At 36.8% G+C, this 14,309-nt stretch carries 13 protein-coding genes; 2 read left to right on the top strand and 11 right to left on the bottom strand.

What is annotated here, in order from left to right:
• The first annotated feature begins 246 nt into the window (after positions 1–246).
• Together M0Q20_RS07215 and M0Q20_RS07210 are read left to right on the top strand one after the other, a co-directional pair.
• Positions 247–864: a multiheme c-type cytochrome gene (locus tag M0Q20_RS07215; protein ID WP_295059884.1), complete on the top strand. Its 618-nt coding sequence runs from the start codon at positions 247–249 to the stop codon at positions 862–864.
• Positions 864–2,384: a GGDEF domain-containing protein gene (locus tag M0Q20_RS07210; RefSeq protein ID WP_295059882.1), complete on the top strand. Its 1,521-nt coding sequence runs from the start codon at positions 864–866 to the stop codon at positions 2,382–2,384. The genes M0Q20_RS07215 and M0Q20_RS07210 overlap by 1 nt, the downstream gene beginning before the upstream one ends.
• Positions 2,385–2,395: 11 nt before the next feature.
• Here the strand turns inward: M0Q20_RS07210 and M0Q20_RS07205 are convergent, their stop codons facing one another.
• The 11 genes from M0Q20_RS07205 to M0Q20_RS07155 all read right to left on the bottom strand — a co-directional run bounded on the left by M0Q20_RS07205 (position 2,396) and on the right by M0Q20_RS07155 (position 14,248).
• Positions 2,396–5,110, bottom strand: a complete 2,715-nt coding sequence (locus M0Q20_RS07205; RefSeq protein WP_295059879.1) for a RecB-like helicase — start codon at positions 5,108–5,110, stop codon at positions 2,396–2,398.
• Positions 5,110–7,455 (bottom strand): PD-(D/E)XK nuclease family protein, encoded by a 2,346-nt coding sequence (locus M0Q20_RS07200; RefSeq protein WP_295059876.1) that lies wholly within the window; start codon positions 7,453–7,455, stop codon positions 5,110–5,112. Before M0Q20_RS07200 ends, M0Q20_RS07205 begins: the two co-directional genes overlap by 1 nt.
• Before the next feature lie 14 nt (positions 7,456–7,469).
• Positions 7,470–7,976, bottom strand: coding sequence for a FixH family protein (locus M0Q20_RS07195; protein ID WP_295059873.1), 507 nt, complete (start codon positions 7,974–7,976; stop codon positions 7,470–7,472).
• The gene (locus tag M0Q20_RS07190) at positions 7,963–8,649 is read right to left on the bottom strand and encodes a 3-dehydroquinate dehydratase (protein WP_295059870.1); all 687 of its coding nucleotides are present in this window, start codon (positions 8,647–8,649) and stop codon (positions 7,963–7,965) included. Before M0Q20_RS07190 ends, M0Q20_RS07195 begins: the two co-directional genes overlap by 14 nt.
• Before the next feature lie 109 nt (positions 8,650–8,758).
• The gene (locus M0Q20_RS07185; protein WP_295059867.1) at positions 8,759–8,968 is read right to left on the bottom strand and encodes a DUF4006 family protein; all 210 of its coding nucleotides are present in this window, start codon (positions 8,966–8,968) and stop codon (positions 8,759–8,761) included.
• 10 nt (positions 8,969–8,978) lie between these two features.
• Entirely contained in the window at positions 8,979–9,905 is a 927-nt protein-coding gene (locus M0Q20_RS07180) for a c-type cytochrome (RefSeq protein WP_295059866.1), read from the bottom strand.
• A gap of 9 nt (positions 9,906–9,914) precedes the next feature.
• Positions 9,915–10,118 carry a cytochrome c oxidase, cbb3-type, CcoQ subunit gene (locus M0Q20_RS07175; protein ID WP_295059863.1) on the bottom strand — a complete coding sequence of 68 codons (204 nt, stop codon included), beginning with the start codon at positions 10,116–10,118 and terminating at the stop codon, positions 9,915–9,917.
• Positions 10,119–10,129: 11 nt separating this feature from the next.
• Complete coding sequence (ccoO, locus tag M0Q20_RS07170; protein WP_295059860.1) at positions 10,130–10,822, bottom strand: cytochrome-c oxidase, cbb3-type subunit II; 693 nt, start codon at positions 10,820–10,822, stop codon at positions 10,130–10,132.
• 15 nt (positions 10,823–10,837) lie between these two features.
• Complete coding sequence (gene ccoN / locus M0Q20_RS07165) at positions 10,838–12,331, bottom strand: cytochrome-c oxidase, cbb3-type subunit I (RefSeq protein ID WP_295059857.1); 1,494 nt, start codon at positions 12,329–12,331, stop codon at positions 10,838–10,840.
• A 220-nt stretch (positions 12,332–12,551) separates the two neighbouring features.
• Positions 12,552–13,691 carry a glutamine-hydrolyzing carbamoyl-phosphate synthase small subunit gene (gene carA, locus M0Q20_RS07160; protein WP_295059854.1) on the bottom strand — a complete coding sequence of 380 codons (1,140 nt, stop codon included), beginning with the start codon at positions 13,689–13,691 and terminating at the stop codon, positions 12,552–12,554.
• A 5-nt stretch (positions 13,692–13,696) separates the two neighbouring features.
• Entirely contained in the window at positions 13,697–14,248 is a 552-nt protein-coding gene (locus M0Q20_RS07155) for a DUF507 family protein (protein ID WP_295059850.1), read from the bottom strand.
• Positions 14,249–14,309: the final 61 nt, after the last annotated feature.

Raw genomic sequence — 14,309 nt, 5'->3', positions numbered from 1 at the left:
TTCTTGAACCTTTCAAGTAATTTTCTTAACATTAACATTTAAAATGCCCGTTTAATTGGCGAAAGTATATCTTTTTTTACTTACAGGAAACTTAATTTATGATTATTTTAAGGTTTAGAATTTACTTACCCCTCTTTCTTTATTATGAGTTCTATTTAAACTTTAGAAAAATTCAATATTTAAAATGATATAATGAAAAAGAGGTAAAAATTATCTTATTTTAATAAATATCAAAGAGTATGATGAATGAGAGTTAGTTATTTTAAAAAAATCTCAGCTGCTTTAGCGTTACTTTTTTTTGTAAATCTATATGCGGTTGAGAATCAAAGAGTTATTGATGAGTTGAACTCTCCTATGCCTGAGATTCCACTAAAACAATCTATGGGGGATAGAGCATATAATGATGCTATAAATTCGGGGGAGTATAGTTATGTCGGCAACTCAAAGTGTCGCTTGTGCCACAGAAACTTCTTTTTAGGCAGAAAACAAGATCCGCATGATCACGCGATGGAGAGTCTTGTGACATCCGGAAATGAAAAAAACTCTCACTGTCTTATGTGTCACTCCACAGGACACCTTATGCCCACCGGTTTTATTGATATGGAAAAAACTCCAAGGCTTGCAAACGTTCAATGTGAAGGGTGTCATGGTCCCGGCAATGTTCATATAGCCTTGGCAAAAGATAAAACAAAAAATGAAGTTAAAAAATTCACGGGGGGCGGTTTTCTTGCGGGCGCAGACAACCCAAAAATCCTTGAAAATATGTGTAAAAGCTGTCATACTCAGCGTTGGAACAAAGCTTATCATGATTTTGAAAAAGCGTATGATAGTTATAAAAATGCCGATCCAAATACAGGACACTAATGCTCTCTTTTAATAAAAAATATGCGGTTCCGCTAATTCTCTTCTCTTTAGTTGTCGGCATAGCTTATCTATCTTACTACAACTATAAGACACAGAAGAGTCTTCTGCTAACACAGCTTCACAATAACTCTCTCAATATTGCCAGCTCAGTCTCTTCGGCAATAGAGCGTTTTCATGATATAAAATCTACCATTAATCTTCAAAAGCTTGTAAATGATGTCTCTTTTGGTCTGGAGATATTTGAGTTTAGGTATATTGAGCCCGACGGTACAATCAAAAACTCAATCTTTAGAGATGAGATAGGAAAAGTTTTAACATCAGAGAGTTTTATTGAAGCAACAAAAGGCAACCGTAAGTTAAATACATTCTTTTTTGAGGTTCGTGATTTTGTAGATGTTATGTCAATCTACTACCCTATACATTTAGAGAACAAGCTTATTGGGATTATTGATTTGGCTGTTGATATATCAGAGTATAATTTGCAAAACGGATCTCCTGATAACTTCTCCATTCTCAGAAGAGAAGTTGACATTCAAAACTTACTAAAATCTATGGACGGCTCTATAACAAACAGTCTGGCTATACTTAAAAAGATAAATATAAATGATTTCTTACACGCTTACATCGAATCGGCAAAAAGTATCATAGAGATATCTATTATAGATGCAGATAACAATGTTTTTGCCAGCAGCGATAACAGACGTATCTCAACAAAGATAAAAGATAGAGATACTTTTGAGTCAAGTATTGTAAAGATTGACGGGAAGTTAAGATACCGCACCATGATTGATTCACATATGCATGAGAACAATGAGAAGATGAAACTCTTACTGCTCATTGATGCGACAACTTACATAGATCATGAAACTAGACTCTTTACTACGGCTACAGTAACTGCGGTAATTGCCCTGCTCTTTGCACTTCTAACCTCAAGACTGATTTACTTCTCTGCAATTGAGCAGTCTAGATCAGAAAAAGAGCGACTAGAGCATCTGGTAAAACAGCGAACAAAAGAGATAGAGCTTCTAAGTAAAACAGATTCTCTAACGGGACTTTGGAGCAGAGGCTATCTTGAAGAGAGCCTTGAAGCCGAGTTTAAAAGAGCAAAAAGATACGATAAAGAGCTCTCTGTTATGATTATCGACCTTGACCACTTCAAACAGATTAACGACACCTACGGGCATATGGCTGGAGATGAAGTACTAAGACAAGTTAGTGCTAGAATTAAAAAACATCAAAGAGAGACTGACTTTATCGGGCGTTACGGCGGAGAAGAGATAGTAATTATACTGCCTGAGACCGATTTGCATACAGCAGTAAAAGTTGCTGACTCTATAAGAAAGAGTATTGAGCAAGAGGCGGTAGTGTTTGAGGAACAGACCATAAGCCTAACAACAAGTATAGGTGTTAACAGTATGCGCAGCCAAGAGCATGAGAGTTATGAAACAATGTTTTCAGAGGCTGATGAGGCTCTCTATAATGCTAAAAAACTCGGACGAAATAGGGTAGAGGTTTTTTAAGAGACTCTCCTCTAGATTTTAATAATTTTTATGCCCTCTGCCAATAGATAGCAGATATACCCCTCTGCCTCATCACCCGTTATCTCTTTTACTGCCTTAACATATGAGCCTACCTGCTTAAGATGCTTTTTTTGATGGGAGATTGCGCTTTTATAATCAATAATATTCCATTTTGCAGAATCTGTTTTTACTAAAAGATCAATATACTTAATACTTTTTTTGTATCTTAATATTTTCTCTCTATAACATTTGACCCCTAGTAGGGAGATAAATTCATCGCTCTGTAAGAGTGCTCTTACCCTATTTTGAATATCCTCTATCTCTTCATCTTCTAATATATGCCCATACTTATTTACAAGCATATCTTTTGCATAGGCAATACTTTTCTCATTAAACTCTCCAAGCATCTCCAACATGTAGTGCATCGCAATACCGAAATTTATAGCTTTTATATCATCTTCATGCTCTTTTTCAACAGCCAATATATCACTCTGCGTTCCATAGTATAGCTCTTTATACTCCAACCTATGCGACTCTTTTGCTTCCTCTACATAAAGTTTTTTACTGCACCTTAAATTCCCGTACTTATTTTGCCGAAGGTTTAAATTCTCAAACATAGAATCTTTTGATTTTAAGAGTACTATTAAGTTCTCCCTTGCTCTTGTAAATGCCACATACAGGGCGTTTAGATTATCCTCTCTTATTAAACTCTTCTCTTTTAGCAGGGCAGCTGCATACTCCTTATCAACTGCGTCCCTTCCTTTTGTGCGAAGATAGATATTTTTTAGCTCTATGCCATCATACTCATAGATTATTGCATCACGTGAGGGCGGAGCTTTTTTAAGCCTGTCTAGAACTATGACATGCTCATACTCCAGCCCTTTTGATTTATGAACGGTAAGCACTCTTACGCCGTTAAGCTCTGAAGCCGCGGCGCTTATATCTAGCCTCTCATACTCAAAAAGTAGAGCTTCAATATCACTGTATCTTGATATTGCATTTAAAAATCTAATGAGATTGAAATCATCGCTAAAGAGTTTAAACTCATCTATCATATCTTTTACGATACCAAGAAGCTTAGTTTTCTTTAAATCAACCCTTTTTATGGGCTTTATCTCTTGCGCAATAAGAGCAAAAAAGTTGTACATGTAGATATCTTCGCCAAAATATTGATACTTTAAATACTCCAAAATCGCTTTTATACTATTTTGATTTATAAGCTTTGTCGTAGTCTCTGTCACTACCTCTATATTATTGGCACGTAATATCTTCTCAACCTCTATGCCGTCGCCGTTTGTAGCACAAAGAACAGCTATCTCATTTACATCTGCCCCAAGCTCTAAAAGTCTCTGAATCTGAACTACTACCTCCTGAAGCAGTTCATCGTTTTGAACGACCTCTACATAGCCGCCGTCTGCCCCACTGCGAACTAGTTGAGGAGTGTAGTTTTTAATATTATCTTCAAATACCATGTTTACGAACTCAACAACCTCTTTTTGTGAACGATAATTTGTCAAAAGCTTCTGGACATGTGTACCGTTATCGCTTCTTACCACATCAAAAAGTGCGCTCACTCCGCCGCGAAATCTATATATAGACTGCTTTACATCTCCTACAAAAAAGAAGCTGCCATCCTCACTTGTACCTTTGCCTGATGTTATCTCCTCTATGAGCGGTTTTAATATCTCATACTGTAGTATGCTAGTATCTTGAAACTCGTCAAGCAGCATATGCTCTATCTGCGCATCAAGCCTAAAATACAGAAATTGGCTATCATCAAGAAGCTTTAAAATTTTATAAACCAGATATGTGACATCACTAAAACTAAGCTCGCTGTCATCCATGTAGAGTGCTTTTTTGCTCTTTGCATAAATATCTACAAGCTCTTTTATCGCAAAAAAGAAGTTTTGTTCACGTGCTTGGTTTTGATTTTTAACGGCTTCTTGAATCTCAAAGAGCAGATCATCCATAGCAGGAGTAAAACATTTTGAAAAGGTTCTGTAATTCAGAGATTCTCTGCCAACCCATGCCTTTTGGCTCAGCTCTTTAAAATCTTTCGCCTCTACGGCATTTAATACTGTTGTGGAAGCATCTTTGCATGAAGCGACAATCTTTTGAAGATGCAACAGACTCTGCATCGCCTCCTCTTCAAATTGCCTAAAATCTTGCTTTTTAAACTCCATACCCTCTAGCTCGTGAGATTTGGTATAAAACTCATCGAGCAGTCCAAATATATCTGTTACTCTCTTGTTTGAGTGCAGAGAGAGAGTAATTAGCGTCTCTCTTTTGCCTGCTACACTTACTTCCTTTAAAAATCTAGCCAATAGTTTTAATTCATGTTGAGAGCTAAATGTGGAAAAATCAGGCATCAAGGAGGCGTAAAGTGAGAATTTTCTAAGTATTTTCGTAAAAAAACTATCTATTGTCATAATCTTTGTGTGCGAGTTTAAAAACTCATTTAAGATTTTTTTACGATTTTCAAGCAGATACTCGCGTGAGAGATTTGTAACCTTTGCAATCTCATCAAGCTCTCCTCTGCTCTCAAGCTCCTCTAATGTAGAGACAATCCTCTCCTGCATCTCGCTTGCCGCTTTGTTTGTAAATGTAAGTGCCAGTATCTTTGAAGGCTCGGCACCCTTAAACAGAAGGCTCAAGTACCTAACAACAAGCATAAAAGTCTTTCCGCTTCCAGCACTCGCCTCATAAGCTAGGTTATTTATAAACATTACTCTCTACCACACATAATCTTGTACTCACAAAAGAGGCAGTTTTTTACATCTTCGCACTTGCTAAAGTTTACATCTTCAATCTTTAGCAAATCATTTATATGCGACTCTAAAAGAGAGAGTTTCTCTTCTAAAAGGGCTTCCTCTACAATCTTAGACTCCTTTAAGTCATAATATCCGCACCCTACGACATTGCCGATAGTGCCTGCTAAAAGATAGTAAAACTCCAGCTGAAAATCTGTAGCCTCTGTAAAGTTCTTCTCGCTGTAGAGCGGGTATGAGCCGGTTTTATAGTCAAGAACATATATATCGTTGCCTTTTTTATCGACTCTATCTATCTGACCGCCTAGCATCAGCCCTGCAAACTCTCTTTGAAGAGTCACTTCGCACATCTCTACTCTCCAACCATCTGCAAATCTCTGAATCTCATTTTCGCAAAACAGCTCCATTCTTCTCTCTTGTATAGCAAGAAGGTATCTCTCAAACTCACTCTCTCCCGCAACGCTCTTTAGCTCTGTATGCAGATCTCTCTTGAGCATATCTATGTTGTCGTAAAAACTTTTTTTGCTATATAGCTCTTTTAAAGCACTATGAACGGCAGAGCCGATTTCATGCTCTTGCGGCATATCTTTGGGTATCTCATGCTCTCTTATAGATTTAACATAGTTATAATAGTACTTTCTCTTACATGTTAGAAATGTCTTTAGTCTTGTTGCCGAGAGCGTCTTACCCCTAAAGCTATACTCAAGCACTATATCTTCTTCTCTGATGGCTCTTGGGATTGCGCTATTAAAAAGCACTTCTGCATAACCCTGCTCACCATGGCTACTGCTCTCTTTTATACTAAGCTGCTTTAAAAATCTCGAAGCCGTGCTCTCTTTAGATTTTACAAATGATATTGCCACCTCTTTTGTGTTGTTAATAAGCATCTCATAGTAGTGTTTTTGAAGGTTTTCCCTATCACTCATTGTCGGAAGGTTTGCCGCTTCTCTTATGTTTGTGTTTAAAAACATATCTTTATCGCTCTTTTTTGGAACATTTGAGTCATTAAAGTCAACTATGATTACTGCATCAAACTCTACCGATCGTGTCTCTAAAACTCCCATGACTGTTATTTTCCCGCCTCTTACATCATCGAGCGTTCGACTTGATAGCCTTTGCAAAAATAGAGTTATAACCGATTTTACACTCATATCTCTCATGAAAGAGAGTATATTTTTAAAGGCATAAAGCTCCTCTTCATAAATCTTTAGCTCACTTTTGCCGAAAAAACTCTCTTTGTAACTCTTTAAAAACTCTAAAACATCTACATCTTGGCTCTTTTTTGCGTATATGTTACGTAACTTTATGTAAAACTCATCGCCGACTCTATCTAATCTCGCCTCATTCTCTTTTGAGTCTTGCTCTATAAACTTGCATGTAGCACTTAACTTCTCATAGATATAAGTTGAGCTAAAAGGCTCTCCCATAGCAAAGTTAAAGTTTGATTTCTCATCAAACATCTTTAATATATCCGCAAAACTCTCATCAGGCAAAACAACTGCGATGCGCTCAGGTCTGTAGCCCTTTTGTACGAAGTCATATATCTTTTTTTTGACAAATGCAACCTGCAATGCAGGTTCGCTAAATGCTTCACATGTGACTCTACTGTTTTGGACAATACTCTCTTTTTGGAGTATCTCTTTTGTATTTAGAGAAATTTTGTAGCTGTACCCTATCTCTAGCTCTATGCCTAACTCTAAAAACTTCTTCTGCATTTTCGTGTTAAATCGGCTTGCACTAAAGAGGATATTTACACTACTAAACTCGCAACACTTATCTAAAAGCGATAGTTCAAAATTTGTGAGATGACCATCTACATGAAGCTCTATATTTTGATATTTTTTTACATACTCTTCATTAAAGGTGTAAAGTTTTGGTAAAAATATCTTATCGAGTAGTTTTTTATCCATACAGAGCTGCTCATACCTGCTATATAGCTCTTGAAGTATCGCTATATGTTCCTCATACTCGCCATATATATCAGAAGATTCAAGTACGCTTATATCATACATCTCTGCACTTAACTCTTCGTAAAATTTTAGTATATATGATGAGTTTTTTGTAAAAGTGAAAAAGTTTCGTTGGATTTGAAGATTTGTAAAGTTTTTAAAGTCACTCGCCTCAAGCAAAAGTATAACTCTGCCATCTTCATCTAATGTCTTAAAATCTTTGACAATAGAGAGCTTTGAGACAAAGTCGCTCATGGTTGTATAGTTTGGTAAAAAGAGGCTTGAACCCTCTATGTTGAAGAGTTTTTCTCTTATTGCACGGGCTGAGGGAAGTACAGTTAAAGATTCATTCATAGGTTTATTATAACCTAATACTCTATAATTTTACTCTCTCTTGTGTCTGCTTTAACATTGTAAAATCTTTGTAGTTTGCCAATGGTTACTTTTGCCATAACATCCCATCTACCCTCTTGCTCAAGTTTAATTGAGTCAAAACTGTAGATACCGTTTTGAACTTTTGGATTATTTAGCTCTTGGTCATACTTATGGTTATTTGGTCTAGTTATAACAATTTTTATCTCTGCATCATTAACAGGATTTGAGTCGAGGTCACTTACTCTATATTTTATAATACTATTTTGCAAATCAAGCTTATCTGAAATATACTCTATCTTGTAGTTGTTGTTAAACTCAACAGCAGCTTCTAAAATCTCATTTGCTTTTGCGTCAGCCTCATGATAACCCATCATGTAGGTATCGCTTTTTTCAACCGGAAGCGTATTTGCAACAACTATTGTAGCTACACAAGCACCGAATATGAATATAATTGAAGCTCCGATTGCATAAGGCCAAACTCTGCCGTTACTTAGATTCATTTTTTTGCCTTCTAATATATAATTTTCTTTTAATATAGAGAAATATACCATAAACAATAAAACCGTAGAACAACACTTTTACAAGGAAAATAGCGTTTTGGTTTGCACTTCCGACGGCATTTTCAAGAACTACCCCTCTGTTTTTTGCTATTTGCTCGGCAATATCGGCATAGCCGTTAAACATGGCTCCTGAGTACTTACCTAATAGCTCACTCTCTTTAGCTTTTTGAGCTAAAAGCGGTAATATAGTGCCGCCGCTGCTCATATCGCTAAAATTCATGCTCAAAAGTGCAACTACAAATGCCTGAACAGAAGAGGAGACAGGACTTAATACCTGTTTTTTGTCAAAATATTCATATAAAGATGTCTCACTAGCTAAAATATCAACTTTGGAGTTTCTCTCTGAGAATGTAAGTAGAATTGTAGGCTCACTAAACTCCTTCATCAACTCTTTTTCATACTCAACTATATTCATCTCATTTGGCAACTCTTTAAGCATTACTAATCTTAAAGATATTCCCGTTTTTTGATATAGCTCTAAACCTAGTTTTTCAACCTCTGCACTAAATGCAGGATTAAAAATCAGTTCATCTTTATATAAATATTGTGCTACTAATGATGTCTTAAAAAGCAGTGCAAGCATGAGGGCCGCAAGCCCTCTTGAAAATTTCAATGAAATTTCCTAACCTATAAATAGATGATTTGGTGTCAAAACAGCGTAAAGTGTATAAAGAGCCATTATTACCAGACCCCAAGAAATTATTTTTTCCATTATATATCCTTTACTTCACATCTACTAAATGCTTAGCGTTATCAACGCTTCTCATCTGTATAAGATGCTCATCTTTAATGTCATAAAAGTTTGCAGCGCTTGTACTTTGAACATTTATTGCCCATACAGTTAATCCAGCCAAAATAGCCAAAAGCAAAATAGTTGCTATTAGCATACCTGTTATGCCGTCGAGAGAAAATATGCTTCTATTATCATTCATCCCAGACTCCTTATTTACTTATGCTAGTGATATAAGCACTAACAGCTTCTTTTTGCTTATCATTAAGTCTGTCAAACTTAGGCATAGTTCCCATAGCACCTTTTTTACCATATGTAAGAACATTAGTAACTAAAGCTATATCATAATCTCTGATATTTGGAGCCATGCTATCAATACCTCTGCCGTCTTGACCATGACACAGAGCACAAGTGCCTGCATATATATCTTCGCCCTCTCCGCTAAAACCGTTTGCAACATAAGCAGAAACCGTATCTATCTCAGCATCTGTAATTGGCGCATAACCTGAGTTTGCATTCATCAGACCGCTACGATTTGGCATCGGCATTTCAAAACCTAAGAGTTTATAGTTTGAACCGTTCTCTATCACATGTTTTACCGTCTGCTTCTCTATTCTTACATTTAAGTCGGCAGCTTTGCCGTCAATACCGTCTGCACTGAGACCATGACAGACTTTACACTCGGCCAAGAAGACAGACTCTCCCATCTCGATAAGTCTCTCACCTACAATATCTTTATATTTTGCTTCAAACTTTGCATCGTGCACTGCAACATCTTCGTTATACTCACCGATTTGTGAGTATGCATTTACCGGATATCCAATCGTCCAATACCACATACCCCATATCATGGTAAGTAAAAACATAATACCCCAGCCGGTAGGAATATTATTATTATATTCACCTATTCCATCCCAATTTTCATCAGCGAGGTCACCTGTTGCTGTATCGACTTGCATTTGACGCACATATTTAATTACAACAAAAACGGTAATTATTACTAGCGCTATTGCTCCTGTAATGGCAAGTACGTTGACGATATCATCATTTAGACCGCCTTTTGAGCTACCGACAGATAAATATGTCAGTATCATCATCAATACAGCAAATATGATTCCCCCAAGATAAAGCTTATTCATATCTTTCTCCTATTTCTCTTTCTCATCAGATTTAGGCGATACCGGAGTATCATCCAAATCATCTTTAAGTGCCATATCACTATAACTCTCATAGTCAACTCCATCAACATCTTTCTTCTTGCTATAAAGATGATATATATAGCTATATAGAGCTATAACAAGAACTATTGTTAATGTAAAGTATCCATAAGCCTGTAATTGTGCTATATCCACTACAAACCTCTCTACTTTAGACTATTTAAGTATGCAATTAATGCGACTATTTCAGGAATCTCGCCACGCTCTACCGCATCTTTGACATCTTGATCTCTCATGTCTGCCGCAATAGCTTTTGCCTCTTCTAAAGCAATAGCATTAGCTTCTGCAACACTGCTTCCCATCTTTACAACTACGCTAGATCCATCTTTCATAGGAACCGGTTGATTATATGGAACTTGAAAATACTCTGCGACTGTCAGCTGCTCCGCAAATGCTGTATCTATGTCAGCTTTGTTTGTAAACATCCATCTATAAGCAGGCATAACCGAGCCTGGAACAACAGAGGCAGGATCCATCATATGGTTCTCATGCCAATCTGTAGTTCTGTAGTTACCTACACGCATCAAATCCGGTCCGGTTCTCTTAGAGCCCCAAAGGAACGGTCTATCATAAGCGTACTCACCGCTTAAGCTATAGTGACCGTAACGGTCAGTCTCCGACTTAAATGGACGAACAAGTTGCGAGTGACAAGCATTACAACTGTTTTTAATATAAACATGACGACCCGCTAACTCTAAAGTAGAGTAAGGTGCCGTACCGATTACAGGACGAGATGCTTGAGCAAAACTAGGAAGAATTTCAACTAAACCTGCAAAAGCAATTACTATAAAAACACCTACCGCAAAAAAGAACGGATGCTTTTCTAACCAATGAAACATAATACTATCCTCCTTTTAAGCGCCCATAGGCGATGCATTTTGTAGCTCACGCTCTTCAACAGGGCGAGCAGACATAGTTTTATAGATGTTATATGCAAACATTAAAAAACCAACCAAATAGAGTAAACCACCTATACCACGAATAGTATAGTAAGGGTGTAAAACAGTAACGGTATCGATGAATGAGTAAGCTAAGTTACCAAACTCATCATGAGCACGCCACATCATACCTTGTGTAATACCGGCAATCCACATAGAAGTGAAATATAAAACAACACCAAGTGTTTGAATCCAAAACTGTGCCGTCATTAGCGATTTAGAGTAAATCTCACGCTTAAACACACGCGGAGCCATATGGTAGAGTGCAGCCATAATCATAAAGCCAACCCAACCAAGAACACCGTCATGTACATGACCGACGATCCAGTCAGTAAAGTGTGCTATTGCGTTAACTGATTTAATTGCTTGAATCGGACCTTCTAGTGTTGAGAACATGTAAAAAGTCGAAGCTAGTACCATAAACTTAATAAGCGGAGAAGCCGCAACTTGTTGCCACTCACCCTTCATAGTAAGAAGCATATTGATAGCTGAACCCCAAGATGGAAGAATCAATATTACTGAAAATATCGAAGCCATCGTCTGCATCCAATCAGGAACAGTTGAGTATAGAAGGTGGTGACCGCCGGCCCACAGATAAACAAACATCAATCCCCAAAACGAAAGCAAAGAGAGTTTATATGAATAAATCGCTTGCCCAGACTCTTTTGGTAAAAAGTAGTAAATCATACCAACAATAGGAACTGTAAAACCAAATGCAACTGCATTGTGCCCATACCACCACTGTACAAGCGCATCATTTGTTCCGGCATACATTGAAACTGAGTGATACCATGCACCAATTCCACTTGTACCATCAGCAGCAGTACCTAAAATAGTAGGAATTGCCATGTTGTTGAAAAGGTAAAGCATTGCTATACCTAAGAATGTAGCAATAAAGTACCAAACAGAGATATAGAGTGATTTTTCACGGCGGATACCGATAAGACCAAACATACTCATTCCAAATATTACCCATACCACAACTACGCCGATATCAATTGGCCACTCAAATTCGGCATACTCTTTTGAACTTGTAACACCGGCAAAAAGCGACACAACAGCTGCTGCTACTACAACTATATATAGCCAAAAATGCAGCTTTCCAAGCACCATTAATAATCTAGATTCTGCCATTGATACTTTTAATACACGCTGACCGACATAGTACCATGTAGCAAAAACACCACTTAATGTAAAACCAAATATAACTGCATCTGTATGCAGCGGACGAAGACGACTAAAATTGGTATATTCGGCTAGACCCTCTCCAAGCATTAAATTTAACCCTGGATATGCAAGCTGAAACGCCAATATTACACCGATGAGCATACCGACAATCCCTAAAATGATTGTTGTAAGCATAAACATCTTAGCAACTGTGTAGTCGTACTCTAATGGACGATTCTCCATATATAGCCTCCTTAAAGATTCAAAGCAATTACGTCTAATCAAATTGATCTAAATTTATTAAACTAATTAACATTAGCATAGTAACAGTATAAATGTTTGAAAATTCTTAAAGAATGACATTTTTTAGACAATTTTCACAGATTAGTTAACTATTTGTTTACAATTAACACTAAATTAACAAATTGCTGTTATTGGAGGGGAAGGTAGAAGGAGGTGAGTTTTATCTTTTTATTAAAGATAGAAACTCACTAAAGATATATCTGCTCTCTTTTGGTCCGGGGCTAGCTTCTGGATGATGTTGCACTGAAAAAATTGGAGAGTCTTTATACCTTAATCCCTCTATTGTGTTATCAAACAGATTTATATGAGTGACATCTGCAATATCTGTTATATTCTCGGGAACATTGTAGTTGTGATTTTGAGCTGTTATCTCGACTAATCCTGTCTTTACGTTTTTAACAGGCTGATTTCCGCCATGGTGACCGAACTTTAACTTATATGTATCGTAACCATGCGCTATAGAGAGAAGTTGATGCCCTAAACATATCCCAAACATCGGTACTTTTGCATCAATTAATCTCTTTATCTCTACTTGCTCTTTTTTAAGAACTAGCGGATCACCCGGACCGTTTGATAAAAAAACACCATCAATCTCTTTTTTATTATATCTATCTATGAGGTCTTGAGCACTAAACTCATTTGGAATTACCTCAACACCCATCTTCGCACCCACTAGCTCATTTAAGATATTTGTTTTTACACCAAAGTCTAAAACTACTATATTTGCTTCCGCCTCAGGAGCCTCGTCATACTCAAAAGCTCTGTAATTATATACAGATTGTGTATGTCTGTATGGAGTTTTTGTGCTTACCTGCTCTATGTAGTTAATATCTTCTATTCTAGGCGAAGCTGACAATAATTTTTTCAACTCATCTTTGTCACTAATCTCTGTGGAGGCTATCATCATCATAGCACCCTCACGTCTAAGCATTTTAGTTATATATCTTGTGTCGATATCACATATACCCATAACATTTTGCTCTTTTAAAAAGTTAGCCAGCGAATCTTCTGCTCTAAAGTTGGAGTATCTATCTTGGTACTTTCTAACAATCATACCCTTTGCATGCGCAGCCTTACTCTCCATATCTTGAGAATTAACTCCGACATTTCCAATCTCCGGCATAGTAAATGTAACAAACTGCCCTGCATAAGATGGGTCAGACATAATCTCTTGATACCCGCTCATGGAGACATTAAAAACTATCTCTCCGACTACGGTATCCTCTGCTCCAAAGCTATTTGCTTCTAAAAAAGTTCCATTCTCAAAATATAACCAAGCTTTTTTTTTCAAATCACTCATACTCACTACTCCATACCTCTTTTTAAAAGCTCTTCTCTGTATAGCTTTTCATATAAAATATCAAACTCATCAGTTCCTGGAATATATCTTTTTTTGTATGTTCTGATTTTGTCCATGATAATGGTATCAAGCTCAGAAGCCTCAGTAATAAAAGATGTAATTGCATTGTAGATAATATTTTTAATACGATTTTCCGTTACATCAAAGTGAATTAAGTCCTCTTCATAAAGTTCATCTAAAATTTTGTGTGAAATATCTGAGTATCTCTCTTCATAGTTTAGTATTACGCCGAACTCCGGTGCTATTTTTTTCTTAATCATAAAAAAGAGTTGTCTCTCATCAACAAGGTTAAACTCTATCTCTTCTTCGTTTGCTTCGCATATCTCATGAGTCTTCTCTTCAAGAGCCATCTCCTGCTTAACATCATAAGTCAATATTTTCTCAGCCTCTTTTGCAACGCTCTCAAGACCTTTTGTCATCGTAACAACACCACTTTTATTTAAATCAATTGCAATCTTATTGGCTATATGAGGTATAGTTTTAAGTGATATTTTCATCGATAAACCTTGTATGTATTAAAATTTAATTTTTGTATTTTACAATAAGTAATGTTAGTTT

The sequence above is a fragment of the Sulfurimonas sp. genome (genome assembly GCF_023229025.1).
Lineage (GTDB): Bacteria > Campylobacterota > Campylobacteria > Campylobacterales > Sulfurimonadaceae > Sulfurimonas.
Note: the sequence above shows the minus strand (reverse complement) of the source record. Positions and strands in the feature narration are given on the sequence as shown.

What these genes read in the sequence shown, in the direction of transcription:
- M0Q20_RS07215 (WP_295059884.1), top strand. Translation starts at nt 247, where the DNA reads ATGAGAGTTAGTTATTTTAAAAAAATCTCAGCTGCTTTAGCGTTACTT.
- M0Q20_RS07210 (WP_295059882.1), top strand. Translation starts at nt 864, where the DNA reads ATGCTCTCTTTTAATAAAAAATATGCGGTTCCGCTAATTCTCTTCTCT.
- M0Q20_RS07205 (WP_295059879.1), bottom strand. Translation starts at nt 5,110, where the DNA reads ATGTTTATAAATAACCTAGCTTATGAGGCGAGTGCTGGAAGCGGAAAG.
- M0Q20_RS07200 (WP_295059876.1), bottom strand. Translation starts at nt 7,455, where the DNA reads ATGAATGAATCTTTAACTGTACTTCCCTCAGCCCGTGCAATAAGAGAA.
- M0Q20_RS07195 (WP_295059873.1), bottom strand. Translation starts at nt 7,976, where the DNA reads ATGAATCTAAGTAACGGCAGAGTTTGGCCTTATGCAATCGGAGCTTCA.
- M0Q20_RS07185 (WP_295059867.1), bottom strand. Translation starts at nt 8,968, where the DNA reads ATGAATGATAATAGAAGCATATTTTCTCTCGACGGCATAACAGGTATG.
- M0Q20_RS07180 (WP_295059866.1), bottom strand. Translation starts at nt 9,905, where the DNA reads ATGAATAAGCTTTATCTTGGGGGAATCATATTTGCTGTATTGATGATG.
- ccoO (WP_295059860.1), bottom strand. Translation starts at nt 10,822, where the DNA reads ATGTTTCATTGGTTAGAAAAGCATCCGTTCTTTTTTGCGGTAGGTGTT.
- ccoN (WP_295059857.1), bottom strand. Translation starts at nt 12,331, where the DNA reads ATGGAGAATCGTCCATTAGAGTACGACTACACAGTTGCTAAGATGTTT.
- carA (WP_295059854.1), bottom strand. Translation starts at nt 13,691, where the DNA reads ATGAGTGATTTGAAAAAAAAAGCTTGGTTATATTTTGAGAATGGAACT.
- M0Q20_RS07155 (WP_295059850.1), bottom strand. Translation starts at nt 14,248, where the DNA reads ATGAAAATATCACTTAAAACTATACCTCATATAGCCAATAAGATTGCA.